The organism is Cephaloticoccus capnophilus (genome assembly GCF_001580045.1).
GTDB lineage: Bacteria > Verrucomicrobiota > Verrucomicrobiia > Opitutales > Opitutaceae > Cephaloticoccus > Cephaloticoccus capnophilus.
Window position 1 is genome coordinate 18,244 of record NZ_LSZP01000037.1, and the last position, 22,276, is coordinate 40,519.

Genomic DNA, 22,276 nt, shown 5'->3' on the forward strand with positions numbered 1-22,276 from the left:
GGCGGGCGATTTGGGCAAGGGCGTTTAGGGCTTCGCCTTCGTCGGCTGTGAATTCGCGCAGGAGCACGTTGCCGCGCGGGAGCGGCGCGGCGAGGAGTGCTTCGGCGAGCACAGCGGTGGGGATGTCGGGGGCGAGCTCGAGGACGACGAAGCGGCTGGGGACTTCGCCGCGCGCGGAGGCGTTTGCGACTTCGGAGACTTCGCTCGCTCGCTCGATTGGGATGAGAAGCCCTTCGAGCGGCGTGTCAGCGAGTCGATGGGCGGGCTCGGCGGCGAAGGCGGCGCGGACTTTGCCCAGCGCGGTGAGGGAGGCGGCACGGACGATGACTGCTGGGACTTGCCCAGCGCCGATTTTCACGCCGCCCGCGAGTTCGAACTCTGCGGTATCGCGTCGGCTGGGGGCTTCTTCCAAGTTGGAGAAAGACGGCGGCTCGGTGGCGCCAAGTGCGCTAGCCTTGGCGGCTAAGGCCGTGCTGCGCACGCTGTCGGGAGGTCCGCTCAATAAACGGGTCTGCGCGCCCTTATCGGCGAGTGCTCGGGCGACGGGGATTTCGTAAACGGAGTCTTCGGTGAGCGAGACGCGCAGTGTGTCGCCTAGGCCTTCGGCGAGGAGCGTGCCGATACCGATTGCGCTTTTGATGCGGCCGTCTTCGCCGTCGCCTGCCTCGGTCACGCCGAGGTGTAGCGGGTAGTACATATCCTCTTGCGCCATGCGGGCCACGAGCAGCCGGTAAGCCTGAATCATGACCTTGGGGCTGGAGGCTTTCATCGAGAGCACGATTTGCTTAAACCCGTGCGATTCGGCGATGCGGAGAAACTCGAGCGCACTTTCGACCATGCCGAGCGGCGTGTCGCCGTAGCGGTTCATGATCCGATCGGAGAGTGAGCCGTGGTTGGTGCCGATGCGCAGTGCGCGACCGAGTGTGCGGGCGCGTAGTACGAGCGGGGAGAACGCCTCGTGGAGCCGTTGGAGTTCCCGTTCGTAGTCGGCGTCGCTGTATTCTTTGACGGCGAATTTCTTTTTGTCGGCGTAGTTGCCGGGGTTTACGCGGACTTTCTCGACATGCTCGATCGCCTCCATCGCTGCCGAGGGCAGGAAGTGGATGTCTGCGACGAGGGGGATGTCTGGGAAGCCCGCCTCGCTCAATTTTTTGCGAATCGGGCCGAGGCACTTGGCGGCGGCAGGGTTGGGCGCGGTGATGCGGACAATCTCGCAACCGACCTCGGCGAGCGCGATGGCTTGGCGCACGGTGGCGTCGATGTCCTGCGTGTCGCTGGTCGTCATCGACTGGATGCGCAGGGGATTCGTCCCGCCGATGCCGACCGAGCCCACGCGCACTTCGTGCGTGCGGGCAGTGCCCGCTTCCACTCTGGCGGCGAGTCGCGGTCGCAGACCGGGCGTCGCCGTCACGTTCTCGGTCTCATTCATCGCCAGTGTCGTTTGCCGGAGCGCTTTGGGTGGCCGCGGCGGGTTTGTCGGCGATGTCGCGGAAGAGGCGGCGGATGTCGCCGAAGACAGTGACGTAGAGCATCGCGCCGAAGAGCAGAATCATGAAGGCACTTTGCGTAGCCATGACGAAGCTGGTCGGGAGGGCGCGGCGGCGCAGTCGGGCGATGGTGGCAAAGAGCATTTGGCCGCCGTCGAGCACGGGGATGGGGAGCAGGTTGAAGATGGCGAGGTTTACGTTGATGAGGATCGTAAACATGAGCACGGCGACGAAGCTGATTTGCGCGGCGCTGTGCAGGATGCGGGCGATGCCGACCGGGCCACTCATTTTGGACAGGCCGATGTCGGACTGGGGGTTGAGGAGGCTGGCGAGCGTGCGCCAAGTCATCCGCGCGTGGCTTGCGATCTGCGCAATGGGGTTGGGGTGCACGAGCGCGAAGTCGGTGGTGAAGGCGAGCCCGAGCCGTGCCTCAGGGGAGCTGCGCGGCGGGATGGTGAGCGCGACTTCTTGCGCAACGCCTTCGACCTTACGCTGGACGAGTGCGGTGAGCGGAGCGGCGGCGGCTTCGTCCAAAACATCGAGGTAGGTTGCGATGTTGAGGATGCGTTGGCCGCCCAAAGAGAGGAGTCGGTCGCCTGCCGCCAGGCCCGCTGCGGCGGCGAGGCTGTCGGGCTCGACTTCGTGGATGATTAGCTCGTAGCCGGAGTCGATGCCCACGCGGCGGAATTGGTCGGGGCCTGAGAGCTGGGGGTAGATGGTCACTGTTTGCCGTGCGCCCGCGCGCTCGATTTCGAACGTGGTCTTGGGCGCGCCGGTCGCGGTGCGGCCCGAGCCGGTGACGATGCCCTGGAGCACGTCGCCCCATTCTTTGATTGAGCGGCCGTCGATCGCGAGGATGCGGTCGCCCGCGCGGAGTCCGGCCTCGGCGGCGGGGGAGGCGACTTGGGCTGCGCCCGCGCTACCGCCCTGTGCGTCGTCATCGAGCCTGAGTGTGGGCGCGACGTAGCCGATCGTAGTCGAGGCGGCCGGCGCACTCATTGGCTGACCCTTGGCCCAGATGATGCAGCCCAGCGCGAGTGCGAAGAGGATGTTGAAGGCTGCACCCGCAACGAGGGTGAGCATCCGCGCGCCGTAAGACGCGGGGGGGAGCTTGGCGACATCGACCGAGCTTTTTCCCTCAATCGCATCCATCGCGGCGAGTTGTGGGAGCGCGACGTAGCCGCCGAGCGGCAGCCAAGAGAGCCGGTACTCGACGCCGTCTTTCCCCCGCCAAGAGAAAATCGCGGGGCCGAAGCCGATCGAGAAGCGTTCGACGTGCAGCCCGCACCAGCGCGCGGCGAGGAAGTGGCCGAGCTCGTGCACAAAAATCGAGCCGCCAAAAAACAGCACTACGAGCAGGCCGGCCCAGGCGTTGGAGAGTAGGCTTTGGAAAAGGTCGGAGGACATGTTCGGGAAAATGATTAGGCGAATTGCGGCTGACGATAAAGCGGCAGGGGTGGGGCAGTTTTACTTAGCGGTTTTGGCAGCAAGGTCTGTGGCGATTTGGCGAGCTTGGGCATCGGTGGCGAGCACGTCGGCGAGGTCACGCGGCTCGGTGTGCGGGAGGCGTTGGAGGGTTTTATCGACCACTTCGGCTATCGCAAGAAAAGGCAGCTTACCGGCCAAAAATGCGGCGACGGCGACTTCGTTGGCCGCGTTGTAAATTGCGGGCGCAGTGCTGCCTCCGCCTGTGCTTCCGCACGGGTCGCCGCCCGCCCGCATGACTTCGTGCGCGAGCCGGAGCATCGGGAAGCGGTCGAGGTCGATGGGCCGAAAGTCGAGGGAGAGTGTTTGCGCGAAATCGAGCGTTGGCTCCACGCCGGGCGCACGCTCGGGGTAGAGCAGCGCGTGCTGGATGGGGAAGGTCATGGAGGGCGGGCAAAGCTGGGCGAGCAGCGAGCCGTCGGCGTATTCGACGAGGCAGTGGACGATGCTCTGCGGGTGCAGAACCGCTTGGCACTGCTGGGGCGCGAGGCCGAAGAGCCACTGCGCCTCAATGAGTTCGAGGCCCTTGTTGGCGAGCGTCGCCGAGTCGACGGTGATTTTTGCGCCCATCGCCCAATTCGGATGTTTGAGCGCATCGGCGGGCGTGACGTGGGCAAGTGCCTCGACGGGGAGGTCGCGAAACGCGCCGCCGCTGGCAGTGAGGAAAATCCGTTTTAGCCCCGCTGGGTTTCCGCGCTCTAGGCATTGGAAGAGCGCGTTGTGCTCGCTATCGACTGGCAGAAGCGCGACGCCGCGCGCACGAGCGGCGGCCATCACGAACTTTCCGGCGAGGACGAGGATCTCTTTGGAGGCGAGGGCGATCGTCTTTCCTGCCGCGATTGCGGCGAGCGTCGGCTCGAGTGCCGTCGTGCCCACAATCGCCACGAGGACGAGGTCGGCTTCGGCGATTTGGGCGAGTTCGCACAAGCCGCCGAGTCCGGCGTGCACTGTCGTGCCCGCTGCAAAGGCCGCACTCGCTCGCGCATCGCGAAACGCAGCTTCGTCGTGGATTGCGACGTGCCGGACGCTGGGGTGGCGCTGGGCGATTTGTGCGAGTTTTTGCCAATTGCGCCCGGCAGCGATTCCTACGAGTTCGAGCCGGTCAGGATATGCGGCGATGACGCGCAGGGCGCTCTCGCCTATCGAGCCAGTGGCTCCGAGGAGGACGATGCGCTTGCGCGAGGCGAAGGGCGTTGTGTGTGTCGGGGCAGCCAATAGTGGAAAAAGCGCGCAGCCTGCCAGAACCCTACCCCCACGCAAGACGCCAATAGCGTGATAGTTCCACTGCGCGTGGTGCGGCGGTCAGTGACCGCTTCCATTTAATTTGGGATTTCGCATCGCGCTATCGCGCGAAAGCGAAATCCCAAATTTGAAAGCACTCCCCCTGTCGCGTTGCGACAGGGAGGGGAAAGTAGAGTGATAACCCGTTTGGGCGAGGAGGGAAAAATTACGAAAAATCCACGTCTCAAAGTTTGGGGTCCTTTTCACAGAGCCGCTTGGCTGCTGTGCGAATGCACGGCAACCAAGCGGCTCTGTAAATGGGTGCAGGCACAGGACGGCGGGCCAACGAGCCCGCCGCCAAATAAAACAGCCTGCGGCTGCGCACCACGCGTAGTGGGAAAAAGCGTATCTAAATGTGTGCCGAGGGGCGCGTTTTTCGTCGGTAGGTCACTAGGTAATATGGTGCAGCGTTGGCGGCGGGGGGGCTGGCGAATCCAGTCGGCGGGGCGTCGCCTTCGAGCGCGAGGCAGAGTCTGAGTCGGTCGCCGCGGAGCTGGCAGATCCCCGGGAGTGTGCGTCCGGCGTTGGTGCCGACTTTACCGTGGAGCGTGATTGGGTGGTGCGGCGGTGCTTCACTTTCCGTTTGGGCGAAGATCTCAAAATGGCCGGCATCGGAAATTTCTCCGGCAAAGCGGACACGGTAGGCACTTTCCGCATCGAACTCGATTTCGACCCGCGCCGCAATTTCGGGCGGCATGGCTTCGCCACCCGAAATTGCGCCCTGTGCGCTGCCTGCGCCGCCGAGCTCAGCGCGGACGAGCGCCCAAGTGCCGAGGATTTGTTGGTGCAGTTCAGTCACTGTCTACGGCGGGTTTAGTTTGCGGCGCACGCGTTACTGTGTCGTCGGGCTCGAGTTCAGCGGTTTCCGCTTCGTCGAGTGCGTAAGTCTCGGGCACGGCGGGGAGTGCGGTTTTGGTTTTCGCGCCGAGTTTTTCGAGCGCGGCGACTTGAGAGTGGAGGTTGCCGCGCCCGCTGTAGAGTTTGGACATTGCGGAGTCGTAGGTCTCGCGGGTGTTGATGAGTTGGGCGTCGAGTTTTTGGAGGTCTTTGAGCAGGCCGGCGAATTTCTCGTGAAGTTTACCTGCGCGATCGGCGATTTGTTGGACGTTTTTAGTTTGGCGGTCTTGTCGCCAAAGGGTGTCGGCTGCCTTGAGGCAGATGAGGAGCGAGGAGGCGGTGGTGAGGATGACTCGTTTGCCGAAAGCGTAGTCGTAGAGTGCCGGGTCGGTCTCAATCGCGAGCGCGTAGGCGGGCTCTATGGGCACAAACATCAAGACGTAGTCGGGGGTGATGAGCACACCGGTGTCGTCGTAGCGTTTGGCGCTGAGTTCGTCGATGTGTTGGCGGACGGCTCGGGCGTGCGTTTTGGCGGCGGCCTCGCGCGCTGTCGCGTCAGAGGCAGTGGCGGCGTGTTCGTAGGCGACGAGCGAGACTTTGGAGTCGATGACGAGGTGGCGGCCTTCGGGAAGGCGGAGGATTACGTCGGGCCGCAGACGGCGCGATTTCCCGCCCTCGCCCTCGGTGGTGTTAAGCGATTCTTGGATGAGGAACTCTTCTCCTTTGCGCATGCCGGTGGACTCGAGGAGTCGCTCTAGGACGAGCTCGCCCCAAGCCCCGCGAACTTGGGACTTTCCCTTGAGTGCGGAGCTCAGCTCTTCGGCTTCCTTTCCTATCGTCTTGTTGAGTTCGCGGAGTTGTTCGAGTTGTGCCTTGAGTTCGCCGTGTTGGGTGCTGTCGCTCTTTTGCGCGGCTTCGACGCTTTGGCGAAACTCGATGATTCGCTGGCTTAGTGGGCCGAGGAGTAGGCCGAGTCGCTGCTCGTTTTGCTCGGTAAAGGTTTTTGTCTTTTCGCCAAAAATCTGAGCGGCGGCGGCCTCGAACTCGGTCTTCATGGCGGCCTTTACCTGCTCAAGGTCTCTTAGCCGTTGGTCGAGGTGGGTTTCGCGCTCGGCAAATCTCCCGCGTTCGACGGCCAGTGTTTTTTCGGTTTCGGCAAGCCGGGCTCGCAAGGTGTTAAGCTCGGCTTGGGCTTCGGTAAGCGCGGCGCTGAGTCGTTCGCGTTCCTTTTCTTGATCGGCGAGTTTTGAGGCGATCAGCGTTTGCTGTTGGCGGGCAACGAACCAAGCGAGGGGAATTGCAAGGGCGGCGAAGAGGAGAGTCGCGAGAAGGGTGGTCACGATGCGAAGTCTTTGGGGGGCTCGGCATGCATTTCGATTTTAAAGCAAAGGCCGAGGAGGATAATTTCCGGCCCCGACTGCGCCTAGCTTCCCACTGCGCGTGGGGCGGCGGTCAGTGACCGCTTCCATTTAATTTGGGAATTGGCCCCGTCGCTTCGCGACGAAACCAATTCCCAAATTTGAAAGCATTCCCCCTGTCGCGTTGCGACAGGGAGAGGAGTAAAAGGAAAAGTAGAGTGATAACCCGTTTGGGCTCAGTGGGGAAAATCACCAGTAAACTCCCGCCTCCAAGTTTGGGTTCCTTTCTACCGAAGGCTTGGTTGCCGTGCGCATGCACGGCAACCAAGCCATTCGGTAAATGGGTGCAGCGACACGCTGCCGCCCCACGCGCAGTGGGAAAAAAGCGTATCAGCGCGGCTCGCCCAGTAAGACGGCCTGCGGCGGCTTAGAATTTGTAGACCCAAGCCGCACCGAAGACGATGGGGTCCAGCGCGAGCTTACCGAGTTTTGCGCCGTTGGCCTTGAGCTCGGTCTCTACGTCAACCCAGCGGGCGTCGAGGCGGATGCTGCTGCGCTCGGTGAGCTTGTAGTCCACACCGGCGTGAGCGGCGAAGCCCCAGGAGTCTTCGGCGGCGAGGTCAAAGCCCGAGGCGCGGGTGTCGAAGAACGTGGTGTAGTTGAGGCCGACGCCGACGAAGGGCGTGAACTTGCTCGCGTTAACGAAGTAGTACTGCACCGAGAGAGTCGGGGGCAGGAGCTTCGTTTGGCCGATGTAGTCTCCGCCGGCCTTCACACTGTGGCGGAAGGGCAGCGAGGCGAGCAGCTCAATGCCGAGGTTTTCGTAAATGAAATACTCGAGTGTGATGGTGGGTTGCAGGTCGTCATCGACCGTGGTGCGGGCTCCGCCGAGGGCTTGGCTGTTGCTCGACTTGGGCGAGATGTTGTGCACGCCGAGGCCGAGGTTCCAAGTTCCGGCGGCTTGGGAAAAGCCGGTGGAGCCGAGCAGCACGACCGAGGCGGCGGCTGCGAGTAGGGTTTTGATGGTGTTTGCTTTCATTTGTGTAGGTTTGGTTTCCCACGCAGATTTAGCCTGCGGGGGATGCCAATGGCTGCGCAGTTTCTGCACTCCACCAAGCCCAGTTCACCCTGTTTTGGGGTGATATTAAGTTACCTACTCACTTAGATAACTGTTTTTATGGCAAAGTGATCTGAAACAGGGGGCGGGGCGCCGAGTCTACTTTCGCGCGTGGAAAATGGCCTCGAGCGGCAGCCCTGTGAGCTGGGTAATCCCGCGCAGTAGCCGCCACAGCCCAGCGAGCATGATGGCCATGCTGGGCAGCGTGATGACCGGCCAGCTTATGAGATTCATTTTGGCGAGTTCGGCATTGAACTCGGGGCTGCCGCTAGGGCTTTGGAGGAGCCAGCGGGCGAGCGCGAAGTTGAGCACCGCGCTGAACAAAAACGAGCCGACGAGCCATTGGCCGGTTTGGCGCAGGAGTCGCTCAAATCGCGCCTGGGCGGCGGGCTGCGAATTGTCGCTGCCTGGCTGGGCATCGAGCGCGGCATCAATACGGGCGACGTCGATGACTTGCTCGTTATAAACAAACTGGCGGACGAGCGGGCGGCGCGAGTGTTGCGAGGCCCAGACGCAGGCGGCAATGAGTGCGGGGATGGCAGCTTCTTTTACGGCAAACCAAAGTCCATCGACCTGCATGAGCCCGAGCCCGCCAGTGAGCAGCACGCTGGCGAGCCCGATGACCGACACGAAGTTGGCGCTGCGGCGCTGCGCGAAATCCCAGAGTCCGTAGCCGAGGGGGAAGAGCAGCGCGGCGACGAGCGCGAGGGCTGGGCCGAGTCGTTCGGGGGCGCTCAGCTTGGCGAGGATGAGCGAGGGCAGCGCGATGTTGCACACGAGGTTGACGAGGAGGTTTTCGCGCTTGGGCGCGGGCGCGGGCGCGGGTGCGCCGAGCGCTGTCGTGTTGGGCGTCTCGGTGGTCGGGAGGGGCGCAGTAGGCGTGCGGGGCGTGAGGGGCGTGCGGTGCGGCATGGTCAGTGTGGGCGTGGGGATAAACGCAGCGCAGACAAGAAACACACAAGTCTGCGCTTTTACGCGCTTCCCTGTGCGCAGTGCGGTGCCGTAGCTTTGCTGCAAGTCATGATTCTTCTCGGTCTCAATATCGATCACTGCGCGACGCTGCGGCAGGCGCGTTACCGCGATGTGACGCACAGGGGAAATCCGATTGTGGAGCCCGATGTGCTGGCATTGGCACTCGTCGCTGAGGCGGCCGGGGCGGATGGGATTACGGCGCATCTGCGCGAGGATCGCCGCCATATGCAGGATGCCGATATTGTGGAGTTGCGGGCGCGAATCGCTACGCGGATCAACCTCGAGATGGCGTGCACGCCGGAGATGGTGGCGCTCGCCCTGCGCGTGCGGCCCGACTCGGTGTGCCTCGTGCCCGAGTCGCGCGAAGAGGTGACGACCGAGGGCGGCTTGGACGTCGCGGGCCAGCGCGATCGGGTGCGCGAGGTCGTCGCGGCGATGAGTGCGGCGGGGGTTGCGACGAGCCTGTTTATCGATCCTGAGCCCGTGCAAATCGACCTCGCCGCCGAGCTGGGTGCGCCGTGGGTGGAGCTCCACACCGGCGCGTATGCAAATGCCTACTACGCGAATGACGGTCGCCGCGCGACGGAGTTTGCTCGGCTTCGCGAGGGTGCCCTCCGTGCGCATGCGCTGGGGCTTCGTGTGAATGCGGGACACGGGATTAACTACACCAATATCGCCGAAGTGCGGACGCTGCCGCATCTGCACGAGCTCAACATCGGCCACAGTATCATTTCGCGTGCGCTAGCGACCGGCCTCGCCGAGGCGGTTCGCGAGATGCGTGCGTTGATGAATCCCTAACTCCTTTTCGCAACCATGAGTGACGCTTTCGCGAGTCCTGCCTCTGTGCGTGCTGCTCTGCTCTCCGGACTTTCGCTGCCGGCGGGCGGCGTACTAATCGGGCTCGGCTGCGACTTGATTGAGGTCGAGCGGATCGCGGCGGCGATTTCACGGCACGGTGTGCATTTCCTTACGCGCACTTTTACCGAGGAAGAGCGAAGTTACTGCGCTGCGCTCAAGTATCCGGATAAACACTACGCGGCGCGTTGGGCGGCGAAGGAGGCCGTGGCGAAAGCGTTTACGACAGGCATCGGTGCGGAGCTTAGCTGGACCTCCGTGAGCGTGTATCACGGCGCGCGCAGCGAGCCACGGGTTCGGCTTGATGATCAGGGGGCGAGCTTGCTTCGCGCCTTGGGCGGGACGGATGTGCTGCTCAGCTTGTCGCATACCGAGACGCATGCGCTGGCAGTTGCCGCGATTGTTAGGAAGGAGTGTGCATCATGAGTGCTGAGTTGGAAAGTGATGACCCGCTTCCCGGGGAGAAGCCTGCGCGTCCGCCCTCGGTGAAGCAGCTCTCAAAGACGCCGTCTTGGATCATGCTCGGCTTTGTGATTGGGGCGGTGTTTGTGCTCTCGCTGCGGCGTGATCCCGAGGTGGTTTATGTGCGCGAGGAGGTCGCGCTGCCTTCGCCGTCGCCCGCTGCTGCAGCGCCGCCGCAGGAGCCCGATTTTACGGTGCTGGAAGCGGTCTTTGCCGAGTGGCAAAGCTATGCGGTGTGGGACGCAGATGTGACGGAGGTCGCGCTTTGGGATAGCGATCTGGGCCGATACGCGCGGTTTTATGAAGTGCTGCGTGCACCCAGTCGGGAGGGCGTGGCGGGCGGCGCACTGACGTTTTATTATCGCTCGATTCCTGCGCTTACCCGGCCTGTCGTAACACGCGGGGTGAGCGAGAGCCTGCCGCTGCTGTTTACCGAGCCGGATGTGCTGCGCGAAGCGTGGCTGCGCCAGCGCGACGAGGAGACTTGGAGTGCAATCCAAGAGTCGATCCGCAAGCTCTCGGCTCCGCGCGAAAACGAGTAAACTCATGAGTGTGGGCACGGAGACTGAGCCTTGGGCACAGCCGATTCTTTCCGCAGCGGAAGTCGGCGAGTTTGAGGCGCGGATTTTTGGCGGGGATGAAACGCAAACGCGCGAGTGGTCGGCGAGCGGTGCATTAGCGCGGTCGGCGAGCAGCGCGAAAGCTTGGGCGGCGATGCAGGCTGCGGGGCGCGCGCTCGCCGATGCGGTGCTCCGCGACTTTGAGGGGATTGGCGGTTTCCCCAAAAATGCCGGGCGGCTCCTCGTGCTCGTGGGCAAGGGCCACAATGGCGGGGATGCCTTGATCGCGGCGGAGGCGATTTTGGGAAAATACCCGAGTGTAGTTGCGGACTTCGTTTTCGTTTTTGGTGAGCCTGCGCTTAGGCCGCTCGCGCGTCGGGCTTGGCTTAGCCTGCAAACCCGGTTTCCCGAGCGGATGCAGGTGCTCGCGCGGCGGGGCTTGAGCGAGCGAGTGACCACGCACCAAAGCGCGCACCTCGCCGTTCACGGCGAGGTCAAGCGAGGTAGTCGTCATATGGAGCCGAAGGCTCCCCTAGCTTGTGGAGGAGAAGCTCCGACCGCAGGGTCGGAGTTCTTCACCACGGGCGCGCCTTACGCGTTGTGCTTGGATGGCGTTTTCGGGTTTCAGTTTCGCCCGCCGCTCGACTCGGGCACAGCCTCTGTGTTGGCGGCGGCGGGCGCGTTGTCGGTCGGGCTGCGTGCGGCGGTGGACTTGCCTTCGGGCTTAGGCGAGGCAGGCGCGTTTCGCGCGGATTTCACTTACGCGACCGGCGTTTTGAAGCGCGAGGCGCTGGGGTTGCGAAACGCCGGGCGGCTGCGCTACCTCGACCTCGGTTTTTTCAAAAACGCCAATCCGGAATCTCGCTCTGCTGAGCGGGTGATTACGGCTGAGGTGTTGGCGCCGCTGCGCGGCTGGCGCGATCCGCACTCGGATAAGCGCGCGCAGGGGCATGTGTTTGTGTTGGCTGGCTCTCGGGAATACCCGGGCGCGGCGCTGATGTGCGTGCTCGCGGCATTGCGCAGCGGAGCGGGCTTGGTGACGGCCTTTGTGCCCGAGGCCTTCGTTTCGAGTTTTGCGGCAAGCGTGCCGGAGGCGATTTGGGTGGGCTGGCCGGAGACGCCTAACGGCGGACTCGCGCTGGAGGGCGAGTATCTGCTGCGCGAACGGCTGGCGCGTGCGGGCGAGAAACGTGCCTTGGTCATCGGCCCGGGAATTGGCCGCGAGCGCGAGACACAGGTCTTGGTGGGCGAAGTGCTGAAAACCTATTCGGGCGAATTGCCGGTTTTGCTCGATGCCGATGCCTTGCAGCCGGAGTTTTTGGAAAAAACGCGCGGCCCGCTCGTCCTCACACCGCATGCGGGCGAGTTTCGACGCCTCAGCGCCGCGGAGCCGAGCGACGCGAGTTTACGCGACTTCGCGCAGAGAGTGGGCGCAGTCGTCGTTTTAAAAGGGCCGGTGACACGGGTTTGCGACGGAAGCCCGCGCCGCGACTCGTGCCTTAACCGAGGCGTCAGCGGCGAGGGCAGTGGAGAACGCGAGGGCGCTTCCGCGCTGCCGGTTTATCACAGTCTTTTGGGCGGGCCGGTGCTCGCACGCGGCGGCACCGGCGACTTGCTCGCTGGAATGATCGGCGCGCAACTAGCCCGCGAGCCGAGCGCGATTTTGGAGGCGAGCTGCCGTGCAGTGGCTTGGCATGGGCTGGCAGCAGAGGCACTGGAGCGCGCCCAAGGCGCGGAAACCGTCCGCACGACCGAACTCCTCAATTACTTGAGCCTGGCCCTGCGCAGTTAGTCAGACTTCCACTACGCGTGGGGCGGCAGCGTGTCGCTGCACCCGTTCAATTTGGGAATTGGCCTCGTCGCTTCGCGACAAAACCAATTCCCAAATTTGAAAGCACTCCCCCTGTCGCGTTGCGACAGGGAGTAGAGTGATAACCCGTTTGGGCGAAGTGGGGAAAATCATCAGTAAACTCCCGCTTTCAAGTTTGGGGTCCTTTTCACAGAGCCGCTTGGCTGCCGTGCGAATGCACGGCAACCAAGCGGCTCTGTAAATGGGTGCAGGCACAGCCTGCCGCCCCACGCGGAGTGGAGGTCTGTGAGCGCTGACACTGACCGCGCGGGCAAGAGTGCGTTTTTAGCAGGGCTTACGGGGGCGATTAAAGTGTTGGAACTAAAACTGTGTCATAAGCTTACTATAGACTTTACTTCATTAGTATATTAGTAATGAATAGGTTCGTTCTTTAACCCAAAGAAGCGACTACACAAATCCGCTGACGCACTGTGGTGCAGGGCGGCCAAACTGAGAAACAAACCTATGAAACACATGATTTTAGAAACCTTGCGGGCTCGTACTTGGGCAGTTCGCTCGGCGGCCCTCGGCGCGGCCTTGTTTGCCGCTGGGCTGATCGGGCCGCTGCCGTATGCCTTTGGGCAGGTCCCTGATACTGCCGCGGTACGCCAAGCCCCAGATAACGCGGAGCTGCTCCGGCTGCTCGAAGCGCAGGCTCGCCGGATTGAGCAACTCGAGGAGCGGCTCTCAGCGGTGACTGCGGCGGCCGAGAGCGACCGCGTAGCGCGCCAATCGGCGCATGAGGCGGCAGCGCCAGATGCGCACGTGCTCTTGCCCCGAGTGGAGGCGCTTGAAACGAAGGCCAAGGCGCAGCCGACGCTCAATTGGTCGCGGGGAGCCGCCCCGCGACTGACCAGTCCCGATGGTAGCCTAAGCTTCCGGCTGCGCGGGCGTCTGTTTGCGGACGTGTCGGGGACGGGCGGCTCGCGTTTTGGCGAGCTCAATAATACGGGCACCGAAATCCGCAGTCTGCGTTTTGGTGCGGAGGGCGCGTATAACCAGCTTAGCTGGGTGATTGAGGGCGACTTTGCCGACAACACTACGGCGTGGAAATCGGCCTACCTCGCGCTGGGGCATAAGCTTTTTGGAAAGGGCGCTGAGCTCAGTGTGGGCAATCGGCTTGAAGACCGTGGCTTCGATGGCGCGAGCGGCGGTGGAAACGTGCCCTTCCAAGACCGAAACGTCGTGGGGCTCGCACTGCAGCCTGCGCGTGGAAACTTCGGTGTGGGGCTTACCGAACGGATCACGGGCGAGCATTGGCACGCGAGCTTCGCGGTCACAGGCAACGACTTGAGTAACGTCGGCAACAACCGCGATACAGTAACCTACTCCACGCGCGCGCACCTTAACCCAATCAAGGGCGAGCGCGGCACGCTGCATCTCGGCGCATGGGGGCTTTATGAGGACATCGCCAAGGGCGACGCGAGCGGCCTGCGCAACTGGGGGCAGGGTGGGCACTTTAATGACAATGCAAAGACCCGCCCGGGCGCGCTCGCCGAGGTGACCCGTGCACACGCTTACGGGGCCGAGCTCGCCGGCTTTTTTGGGCCGTTTTGGGCTTACGGCGAGTGGGGCCAGCGCGAGCTAAAGAGCGCAGCGCTCGGTCGCCGCGATTACGACGCTTACGCGCTTTCGGCAGGCTGGTTTCTGGGCGGTGCCAAACCTAGCTACAACGCGCGCGCCGGGACCTGGGGCGGCGTAAAGGTCGCAAATCCCGTGACGGCGGGCGGCACCGGCGCGTGGGAACTAAAGGCCCGCTACGAATCGCTCGACTACACGAAGCTCCCCACCGGAGGCGACGGCGAGGCGTGGACGCTCGGGGCCAACTGGTACCTCAACAACAATAGCCGGATCCTCTTCGATGCCGTCTATTGGGAAACCAACAACCGCAGCGGTGCCTACCAAGGACAGGACGACGGCTACACGCTAAACGCCCGATTCCAAGTGACGTTTTAGCCACGCCGCCTAAGGCCTGTTCCTGCTTCAAACGCGGCCGCGCGGTCAGTGTCCGAGGTCACAGCCTCCACTCCGCGTGGAGCGGCGGTCAGTGACCGCTTCCATTCAATTTGGGATTTCGCATCGCGCTATCGCGCGAAAGCGAAATCCCAAATTTGAAAGCATTCCCCCTGTCGCGTTGCGACAGGGAGGGGAAATTAGAGTGATACCCCGTTTGGGCGAGGAGGGAAAAATCACGAAAAATCCACGTCCCAAAGTTTGGGTTCCTTTTCAGATTTTGGTTTCGCCTCTGCGCGTCGCGCAGAAACGAAACCAAAATCTAAATGGGTGCAGCGACACGCTGCCGCCCCACGCGCAGTGGAAAAAAGCGTTTCAGCGCGGCTTGCGGTTGAAACGGGAGCAGACTCCTCGCGCGTGCTCATCGCTTTGCTCGTGACAGCGGGCGCTGCGAGTCGCTCACTGCTCGGCTTATGATGAAAGTCGGCGTTGTTGGCGCATCGGGGTACACGGGCGAGGTGCTCGTGCAGCTCCTCCTAAAGCATCCGGCGGTCGATCTGGCGGTCGTCACTTCGCGGGCGCAGGCGGGCAAGCCCCTCTCGGCAGTCATCCCTGCGCTGCGTGGAGTGGATCGCGGGCTGCGTTTTGTGGATTCAGACGCTGCCGCGCTCGCGGCGAGCGACTGTGCGCTCTTTTTCCTGGCGCTGCCACATGGCGCGGCGGCGGACTACGCGAGGGCATTCGTCGCCGCGGGGAAGCGGGTAATCGACCTTTCGGCGGATTTCCGCGTGGCCGATTTGGCGACGTATACGCGCTACTATGGGGCGCACCACGCGCCCGAGCTTTTGCCGCAAGCGCGCTATGTGCTGCCCGAAATCGCGGGCGAGCGTTGGCGCAGTGAAGCGCGGCTCGTCGCCGCGCCGGGTTGTTATCCGACGAGTATTCTCGTGCCGCTCGTGCCGCTGCTCCGCGCCGGGCTAGTCTCGCGCGAGCACATCGTCGCCAACTCGTTTAGCGGGGTGAGTGGTGCCGGGAAGAAGGCGGCGGAGATGTATCTCTATGTCGAGCGGGCCGAGAGCGCTAAAGCGTATGGACTGACTGCACACCGGCACCTGGCCGAAATCGAAGAGCAACTGACGCTGGCCGCAAAGGCGGGCGGGGGGGGCGAGCCGGTCGTGCTCCAATTTAACCCGCACTTGGCTCCGATGCGGCGCGGTATCGCGACCACCATTACGGTACCTGCTGCGGCAGGCGCGACCCTGTCGGCGCTTCGCACGGCGTGGGAAGCCGCCTACGGTGCGGCGCCTTTTGTCCAAATCTTGGCGGAGGGGGAAACGCCCGACACGGCGCATGTCGTCGGCACAAACCGTATCGATATTTCTGCGACCTACGACCCGCGCACACGCAACTTCGTCCTTACCTCGGCGGAGGATAACTTGATGAAAGGCGCGGGCGGCCAAGCCGTGCAAATCATGAACCTGTGGTGCGGCTTTGCCGAGGCCGCCGGTCTCACTTAAGCCCGTCGCGGCCAGTACACGTTTTCCCCATGCCCAGCACTGATCTCGTTTTCCCTTCGTGCGCCGCGCATCGCCGGTGGCTGGCCGCCCAAGCGGCACTGCCGCGCGGCTTTCGTGTGGGCACGGCGAAGTTTGCGTTTACACCGCGTGAGGCCCCGAAGCCGAGCGAAATGACGCTTACGCTCATCTCGCTCGACGCGCCGACGCGCGACTTCGCGGCGGTCTTCACGCGCAACGCCTTCCCGGGGGCACCGGTCGTGATCGGTCGTGAGCGGCTGCAGGAGCGGGAGCTGGGGGCGATTATCGTTAATAACAAAATCTCAAACGTCTGCGCGCCTGAGGGTCGCGCCGCAGCGGAAGCGGTGTGCACCCGCGTGGGCGAGCTGCTTGGGCTGCCTGCAAGCGCCGTGCTGCCATCCTCGACGGGCGTTATCGGGTGGTCGCTGCCGGTTGAGGAGATGCTGGCTGCGCTGCCCAGCGCGAAAGCGGCACTCCAAGCCGACTCCATCCTTCCTGCCGCGCAGGGGATCGTGACGACTGACCTTTATCCGAAAGTGAGGCGTCACGATTTTGCGAATGGGGGGAGCCTTGTCGGAGTGGCGAAGGGCGCGGGGATGATTGAGCCGAACTTGGCGACAATGCTCGTGTACCTGTTGACGGACGTGGCGGTGCCGCGCGAGGCGCTGCGCGAGATGCTGCGCCGCGTGGTCGAGCCGAGCTTTAACAGTATCAGTATCGATAGCGATACGAGTACCTCGGATACGGTCGCAGTCGTGTCTTCGGGGCGGGTGGCCTGCGAGGATTTGGGCGCGTTTGAAGAGGCCTTGCGCGTCGTGTGCTGTGACCTCGCGGAAGACGTCGTGCGCAATGGCGAGGGTGTGCGGCATGTGATTCGTGTGGCGGTGACGGGCGCGTCGGATGCGGGCCAAGCGCGCTCTCTGGGCAAGGCGATCATCAACGCGCCCCTCTTTAAATGCGCAGTCGCAGGTAATGACCCAAACGTGGGCCGACTCGTGCAGGCGATCGGAAAGGGAGCGGAGACCGCTTCATTTGGCACAGGTGGCGTTGGGGCGGCCTTGATGGAGCGGCTCCGGCTCACGATGGGCGGAATAGAGATTTTTTCGGACGGCGTCTTCCAGCTCGACCCACAGAAGGAGGCGACACTGGTCGCGCATCTAAAGCAGGCCGAGCTTTATGAAAGTCGGCTGCCCGCCGATGGGATTTATCGTGCGGGGGTGGACTACCCGCCGCACGAGCGTTGCGTCGAGGTCGGCGTCGATCTGGGTGCGGGCGACCGCACGGCAACCGTCCTAGGCGGCGACCTTACCCACGAGTACGTCAGCGAAAACGCCGACTACCGCAGTTGACCGCCGCTTTCTGTTTTACGGCCAACGCGCGCCGCGCTGCTGACGCCTTTTTTCCACTACGCGTGGGGCGGCAGCGTGTCGCTGCACCCATTTACAGAGCCGCTTGGTTGCCGTGCATTCGCACAGCAGCCAAGCGGCTCTGTGAAAAGGACCCAAACTTGTAGGCGGGAGTTTATTAGTGATTTTCCCCACCTCGCCCAAACGGGTTATCACTCTACTTTCCCTGTCGCAACGCGACAGGGGAGAGTGCTTTCAAATTTGGGATTTCGCTTTCGCGCGATAGCGCGATGAGAAATCCCAAATTGAACGGGTGCAGGCACAGCCTGCCGCCCCACGCGTAGTGGGAAAAAGGCGTATCAGCGCGGTTCGCGGTTGAAACGGGAACAGATTCTAGGGGAGCGGGGAGTTTTGTCGCCCCTTGAAAATTTTATCGAAATGCGTGGCGTGGCGGCGCAGTGTCCGCGCCCTTTCTCTCGAAATCCGGCTCCTTTATTTTTCCAGACATTGATCAACGTCGCTGAAATCACCGCCAAGGCGAAGGTGCTCTTAGAGGCACTGCCCTATATTCAAGATTTTCGTGGCTGCACTTTCGTCGTGAAGTACGGCGGTAGTTTCATGGATGACCCTGATCCGGCAGTGCGCCGTAGTGTCGCCTATGACATCGCGTTTTTGGCGGCGGTCGGCATCAACGTCGTGGTCGTGCACGGCGGGGGTAAGGCGATTACGCAGGCGATGGCGGACTCGGGGCTCGAAACCCAATTTATCAACGGACTGCGCGTGACGACTGAGGCGGCAGTCGGAGTCGTGAAACACACGCTCGACAAGGTCGTGAACAAAGGCGTTTGCGAGGCGATCGTCGCGGCGGGTGGGCGGCCCACTGGATTTCCGGGCGACACGGTGCTCGTCTGCCAAAAGCTTAGCCGCGACGACGAGGGCCAGCCCATCGATCTGGGCTTCGTGGGCGAGGTTACCGAGGTGAAGGCCAAGCTGATTAAGAAGGCGATCGCCGAGGGTTTTATCCCGGTCATCTCGCCGGTGGCGCTCGGTCACGATGGCAAGCCTTACAACGTCAATGCCGACTTGGTCGCGGCCCGTGTGGCGAGTGTCCTGCGCGCGCGCCGACTCGTTTTTATGAGCGACGTGCCGGGGCTGCTCTCCAACCCGAGCGACCCGGAGACGCTGATTTCGACGCTCAAGGTGAGCCAAGTGGACAAGCTCAAGAAGCGCGGCGTCATCGGCAAAGGCATGCTGCCCAAGGTGGGCAGCGCGGTGCGTGCCCTGCACGAAGGAGTGCGCCGCGTGCACTTCGTCGACGGACGGTTACCGCACAGCATCCTCTTGGAAATTTTCACAGACAAGGGCATCGGCACCGAAATCTCCCACGGCTAAGTGCGGCGCGAGTCCGCCGCTGCGAGCTCGCCGCTGCCGTTTATGCGTTCTCCCCAAAAATTCGCCCGAGCGGAAACTCGCTTTGTTTCTGGCGCGCTCCACACAGAAAGCGCTAAGCCCTAGATAATCCTCACTCGACGGGGATCCAATAGAGACCTGCCAATAATAAAAAAAGGGGCCTCGGCCCTTTGTAGTTACACTGTCATGACGCACTCTGTTTCCGAAGTCACTCCCCGCCCGAGCACTGCCTCGCTCTACGAGGCGCATGTTTTGGGAAACTATGCGCGTGCGCCGATCACGCTCGTGCGCGGGCAGGGCTGCCGCGCGTGGGACGACGAGGGGCGCCGTTACTTGGACTTTAGCTCGGGCGTGGCGGTGTCCTCGCTCGGGCACTGTCACCCGCACTGGGTCGCCGCCGTGCGCGCGCAGGCGGGCGAACTCGTCCACACGAGCAACCTTTACCGAAACCCGAATCAAGGCGAGCTGGCGCGTCGCTTGGTCGGCTACGCGGGGCCGGGCCGCGTGTTTTTTTGCAACAGCGGCGCCGAGGCCGACGAGATGATGATCAAGCTCTCGCGGCTCCACGGCGTGGCCAAGAGCGGCGGCGAGGAGGGGCGGTGCTTTAAGGTCATCACGGCGCGAAACGGCTTCCACGGGCGGATGTTTGGCGGGATGAGTGCGACTGCGCAGGAGAAGGTGCAAAAGGGCTTTCGCCCGCTTGTGCCGGGCTTTGTGACTGCGGAGCTCAACGACCTCGACAGCTTCGCCGCGCTGATGGATGAGGGGACGAGTGCTGTCCTGGTCGAATCAATACAAGGCGAGTCCGGTATCCGCCCCTGCACTACCGAGTTTTTGCAGGGCTTGCGCCGACTCTGCGACGAGCGCGGTGTGCTCCTGATGGTCGATGAAGTGCAGTGTGGGCTGGGGCGCACGGGCGCGTTTTACGCATTTGAGGCGGCGGGCATCCGGCCCGATGCCATCGCGATGGCCAAGGGGCTGGGCGGCGGTTTCCCGATTGGGGCGGTGTGGATTGCAGAAAAATTTGCCGACCTGTTTACGCCCGGGACGCACGGCAGCACCTTTGGCGGCACGCCGCTCGCGTGCGCGGCCGCTTTGGCCGTGCTCGACGTGATTGAGCGCGAGGGGCTCTTGGAGAAAGTGAGCGTGCAGGGCCGCGAGTGGCTCGCCGATTTGGAAAAACTGGTGGGCGAGTTCCCAGCGCAGCTTTCAGCGGTGCGCGGGCGCGGCTACTTGGTGGGCCTAGAGCTTACGAGCGACCCTGCGCCGTATGTCGAAGCGCTGCGCGAGCGCGGGTTACTGGTCGTGCCTGCTGGGGGAAATGTGATTCGCGTCTTGCCGCCGCTCATCGCGACGCGCGAGGAACTCGCCGAGTCGGTCGGGCTCCTGCGCGCTGTTTTTGCGTCTCGGGCCTGAAATTCACTCGTAGGCGATAACACAAAGCCCTTTGGTTCGACGCTTCTGCTAATGAGACATTTTTTGAAAGAGACCGATTTTAGCGCGGAGGAGCTGCCCAAGATTTTTGCGCTCGCGCACGCATTGAAGCAGTCGCGGGCTGATTTTTTGGGCACGGGTTCGGCGGCTCGCGTCAACTCGGAGTCTCGGCAGCTTAAGGGCCAGAGCTGGGGGATGATTTTTGCGAAATCGAGCACGCGCACTCGCGTGTCCTTCGAGGTCGGGATTCACGAGCTGGGCGGTCATCCGATCTTTTTGAGCAAGAGCGACATCCAGCTCGGGCGCGGCGAGACTGTCGCCGATACCGCACGCGTGCTTTCGCGCTACTTGCACGGCCTGATTGTCCGTACCTATGCGCACGCCGAGCTAGAGGAGCTTGCGGCGAATGCGACGATGCCGGTCATCAACGCGCTGACTGATTTCCTGCATCCCTGCCAAATTTACACCGATTTGTTTACGCTGGCGGAGCGATACGCTCCGGCTGCGGCGGGGGGATCCGCCGTTTCGGGCGAGGCACTCGTCGAGTCGCTGCGCGGGCGCAAGCTCGCGTACTTGGGCGATTGCAGCTTTAACATGGCCAACTCGTGGATTCTGGGCGGTGCGCTGTTCGGGATGCAAATCGCGCTCGCTGGGCCGGAAGGCTTCGGGCCCGGGCCGGAGATTGACGCATTGCTCGCGGAGGCCGGGCTTCCCAAAAACTACGTTTTCACGAGCGATCCTTACGAAGCCGTGCGCGATGCCGATGTCGTTTACACCGATGTGTGGGCGAGTATGGGGCAGGAGGAGGAGGCGCGCGAGCGGCAGCGCGCGATGGAGCCCTACGCGGTTACGCGAGCGCTCTTCGCGGCGGCTCGGTCCGATGCTTACTTCATGCACTGCTTACCGGCCCACGCGGGCGAGGAGGTCGAGCAAGCGGTGCTCGATGACCCGCGCTCAATCATCTTCGACGAAGCGGAAAATCGGCTTCACACGCAGAAGGCGATTATGGCGACCTTGGTCGAAATGAACCGGCACACGAAGCGGTGAGATACTCCCTCCCTCGTTTCCTTTACCTGACTCTAGCTCCCTTCCATCACACTCTGTTTACCCTATGAAAATCGTCCTCGCTTACTCGGGAGGTCTCGACACCTCGGTCATCGTCAAGTGGCTCAAAGAAACTTACGACGCGGATATCGTCACCTTCGCCGCCGACCTCGGCCAAGAAGAGGAGCTAAAAGGGCTCGCGCAAAAGGCACGCAAGACGGGGGCCTCGAAGCACTACACGCTCAACCTCGTCGAGGAATTCGCGCGCGACTACATCTACCCGATGCTGCGGGCCAACGCGATTTACGAAGGCCAGTACTACCTCGGCACCTCAATTGCGCGTCCCTTGATCGCCAAGGCACAGGTCGAGATCGCCAAGAAAGAGCGCGCCGACACGGTCGCCCACGGTGCGACGGGTAAGGGTAATGACCAGTGCCGCTTCGAACTCAGCTACATGGCACTGGCGCCCGAACTCACGATTATCGCGCCGTGGAAAATTGAGGCGTACCGCGATGCGTTTCCCGGTCGCGCGGAGATGATCGCCTATTGCCGCAAACACAAAATCCCCGTCGAGGCCTCGTTGAAAAAACCCTACTCGATGGACCGTAACCTGCTCCATATCTCCTATGAGGCGGGGATTTTGGAAGACCCTTGGTTCGACCCGACGACCGAAGAAAACAAGGCGATGTTTAAGCTCTCGGTTTCGCCGGAAGACGCGCCCGATAAGCCCGAATACGTGGAGCTGGATTTCGCCAAGGGCGACTGCGTCGCCGTTAACGGCAAAAAGCTAAGCCCCGGCGGCGTCTTGAAGGCGTTGAACAAACTCGGCGGCAAGCACGGCATCGGTCGTGTGGACTTGGTCGAAAACCGCTTTGTCGGGATGAAGTCGCGCGGCGTCTACGAGACGCCCGGCGGCACTATCCTCATGCACGCGCACCGCCAAGTGGAGTCGCTCACGATGGACCGCGAAGTGATGCACCTGCGCGATTCGCTCATCCCGAAATACGCCGAATTGATTTACAACGGCTTCTGGTTCGCGCCCGAGCGCGAGGCCCTGCAGGCGCTCGTCGACAACACGCAGCGCTATGTCACGGGCCGCGTCCGGCTTAAGCTCTACAAGGGGAACATCATCACCTGTGGGCGCCGCTCGAAATATTCTCTCTACGACGAGAACATCGCCTCAATGGAAGGCGTGCAAAGCTGGTATAACCAAGACGACGCAACCGGCTTCATCCGGCTAAACGGCCTGCGCCTGCGCGCCCGCCACTTGGCCAAGCAGGTGTAGCGGCGG

Annotated in this window: 17 protein-coding genes and 1 pseudogene; 11 read left to right on the forward strand and 7 right to left on the reverse strand. The window is 62.7% G+C overall.

Features of this window, described 5'->3' with window-relative positions; genetic code table 11:
• Positions 1-520: 520 nt before the first annotated feature.
• The 7 genes and pseudogenes from ispG to AXK12_RS04475 all read right to left on the reverse strand — a co-directional run.
• Positions 521-1,393: pseudogene (ispG, locus tag AXK12_RS09580) on the reverse strand ((E)-4-hydroxy-3-methylbut-2-enyl-diphosphate synthase); the annotation flags it as partial.
• A 28-nt stretch (positions 1,394-1,421) separates the two neighbouring features.
• Positions 1,422-2,894: a M50 family metallopeptidase gene (locus AXK12_RS04450; RefSeq protein WP_068711865.1), complete on the reverse strand. Its 1,473-nt coding sequence runs from the start codon at positions 2,892-2,894 to the stop codon at positions 1,422-1,424.
• 60 nt (positions 2,895-2,954) lie between these two features.
• Positions 2,955-4,187 carry a 1-deoxy-D-xylulose-5-phosphate reductoisomerase gene (gene dxr / locus AXK12_RS04455; RefSeq protein WP_068711867.1) on the reverse strand — a complete coding sequence of 411 codons (1,233 nt, stop codon included), beginning with the start codon at positions 4,185-4,187 and terminating at the stop codon, positions 2,955-2,957.
• A gap of 415 nt (positions 4,188-4,602) precedes the next feature.
• Positions 4,603-5,052, reverse strand: coding sequence for a hypothetical protein (locus AXK12_RS04460; RefSeq protein WP_068711869.1), 450 nt, complete (start codon positions 5,050-5,052; stop codon positions 4,603-4,605).
• A complete protein-coding gene (locus AXK12_RS04465; protein ID WP_068711871.1) occupies positions 5,045-6,430 on the reverse strand; it encodes a DNA recombination protein RmuC in 1,386 nt (461 codons plus the stop codon). Before AXK12_RS04465 ends, AXK12_RS04460 begins: the two co-directional genes overlap by 8 nt.
• A 445-nt stretch (positions 6,431-6,875) precedes the next feature.
• On the reverse strand, positions 6,876-7,487 hold the full coding sequence (locus tag AXK12_RS04470) for an OmpW/AlkL family protein (RefSeq protein ID WP_068711873.1): 612 nt from the start codon (positions 7,485-7,487) through the stop codon (positions 6,876-6,878).
• Between the two features lie 177 nt (positions 7,488-7,664).
• Entirely contained in the window at positions 7,665-8,615 is a 951-nt protein-coding gene (locus AXK12_RS04475) for a VC0807 family protein (RefSeq protein WP_231863540.1), read from the reverse strand.
• Between AXK12_RS04475 and AXK12_RS04480 the strand changes: the two genes are divergently transcribed.
• The 11 genes from AXK12_RS04480 to AXK12_RS04535 all read left to right on the forward strand — a co-directional run bounded on the left by AXK12_RS04480 (position 8,586) and on the right by AXK12_RS04535 (position 22,270).
• Entirely contained in the window at positions 8,586-9,335 is a 750-nt protein-coding gene (locus AXK12_RS04480) for a pyridoxine 5'-phosphate synthase (protein ID WP_068711876.1), read from the forward strand. The two genes, AXK12_RS04475 and AXK12_RS04480, sit on opposite strands and share 30 nt — an antisense overlap.
• A gap of 15 nt (positions 9,336-9,350) precedes the next feature.
• The gene (gene acpS, locus AXK12_RS04485; RefSeq protein ID WP_068711878.1) at positions 9,351-9,818 is read left to right on the forward strand and encodes a holo-ACP synthase; all 468 of its coding nucleotides are present in this window, start codon (positions 9,351-9,353) and stop codon (positions 9,816-9,818) included.
• Positions 9,815-10,396, forward strand: coding sequence for a hypothetical protein (locus tag AXK12_RS04490; protein ID WP_156468863.1), 582 nt, complete (start codon positions 9,815-9,817; stop codon positions 10,394-10,396). Before acpS ends, AXK12_RS04490 begins: the two co-directional genes overlap by 4 nt.
• A gap of 4 nt (positions 10,397-10,400) precedes the next feature.
• The gene (locus AXK12_RS04495; protein ID WP_068711882.1) at positions 10,401-12,206 is read left to right on the forward strand and encodes a bifunctional ADP-dependent NAD(P)H-hydrate dehydratase/NAD(P)H-hydrate epimerase; all 1,806 of its coding nucleotides are present in this window, start codon (positions 10,401-10,403) and stop codon (positions 12,204-12,206) included.
• A 531-nt stretch (positions 12,207-12,737) separates the two neighbouring features.
• Entirely contained in the window at positions 12,738-14,219 is a 1,482-nt protein-coding gene (locus AXK12_RS04500) for an OprO/OprP family phosphate-selective porin (RefSeq protein ID WP_068711903.1), read from the forward strand.
• A 470-nt stretch (positions 14,220-14,689) separates the two neighbouring features.
• Positions 14,690-15,733 (forward strand): N-acetyl-gamma-glutamyl-phosphate reductase, encoded by a 1,044-nt coding sequence (gene argC, locus AXK12_RS04510; RefSeq protein ID WP_231863541.1) that lies wholly within the window; start codon positions 14,690-14,692, stop codon positions 15,731-15,733.
• Positions 15,734-15,762: 29 nt separating this feature from the next.
• Positions 15,763-17,100 carry a bifunctional ornithine acetyltransferase/N-acetylglutamate synthase gene (locus tag AXK12_RS04515; RefSeq protein WP_068711888.1) on the forward strand — a complete coding sequence of 446 codons (1,338 nt, stop codon included), beginning with the start codon at positions 15,763-15,765 and terminating at the stop codon, positions 17,098-17,100.
• Between the two features lie 507 nt (positions 17,101-17,607).
• Complete coding sequence (gene argB / locus AXK12_RS04520) at positions 17,608-18,489, forward strand: acetylglutamate kinase (RefSeq protein WP_068711905.1); 882 nt, start codon at positions 17,608-17,610, stop codon at positions 18,487-18,489.
• 204 nt (positions 18,490-18,693) lie between these two features.
• Entirely contained in the window at positions 18,694-19,923 is a 1,230-nt protein-coding gene (locus AXK12_RS04525) for an aspartate aminotransferase family protein (protein WP_068711890.1), read from the forward strand.
• A gap of 51 nt (positions 19,924-19,974) precedes the next feature.
• Positions 19,975-20,988, forward strand: a complete 1,014-nt coding sequence (gene argF / locus AXK12_RS04530) for an ornithine carbamoyltransferase (protein WP_068711892.1) — start codon at positions 19,975-19,977, stop codon at positions 20,986-20,988.
• A gap of 64 nt (positions 20,989-21,052) precedes the next feature.
• Entirely contained in the window at positions 21,053-22,270 is a 1,218-nt protein-coding gene (locus tag AXK12_RS04535; RefSeq protein WP_068711894.1) for an argininosuccinate synthase, read from the forward strand.
• Positions 22,271-22,276: the final 6 nt, after the last annotated feature.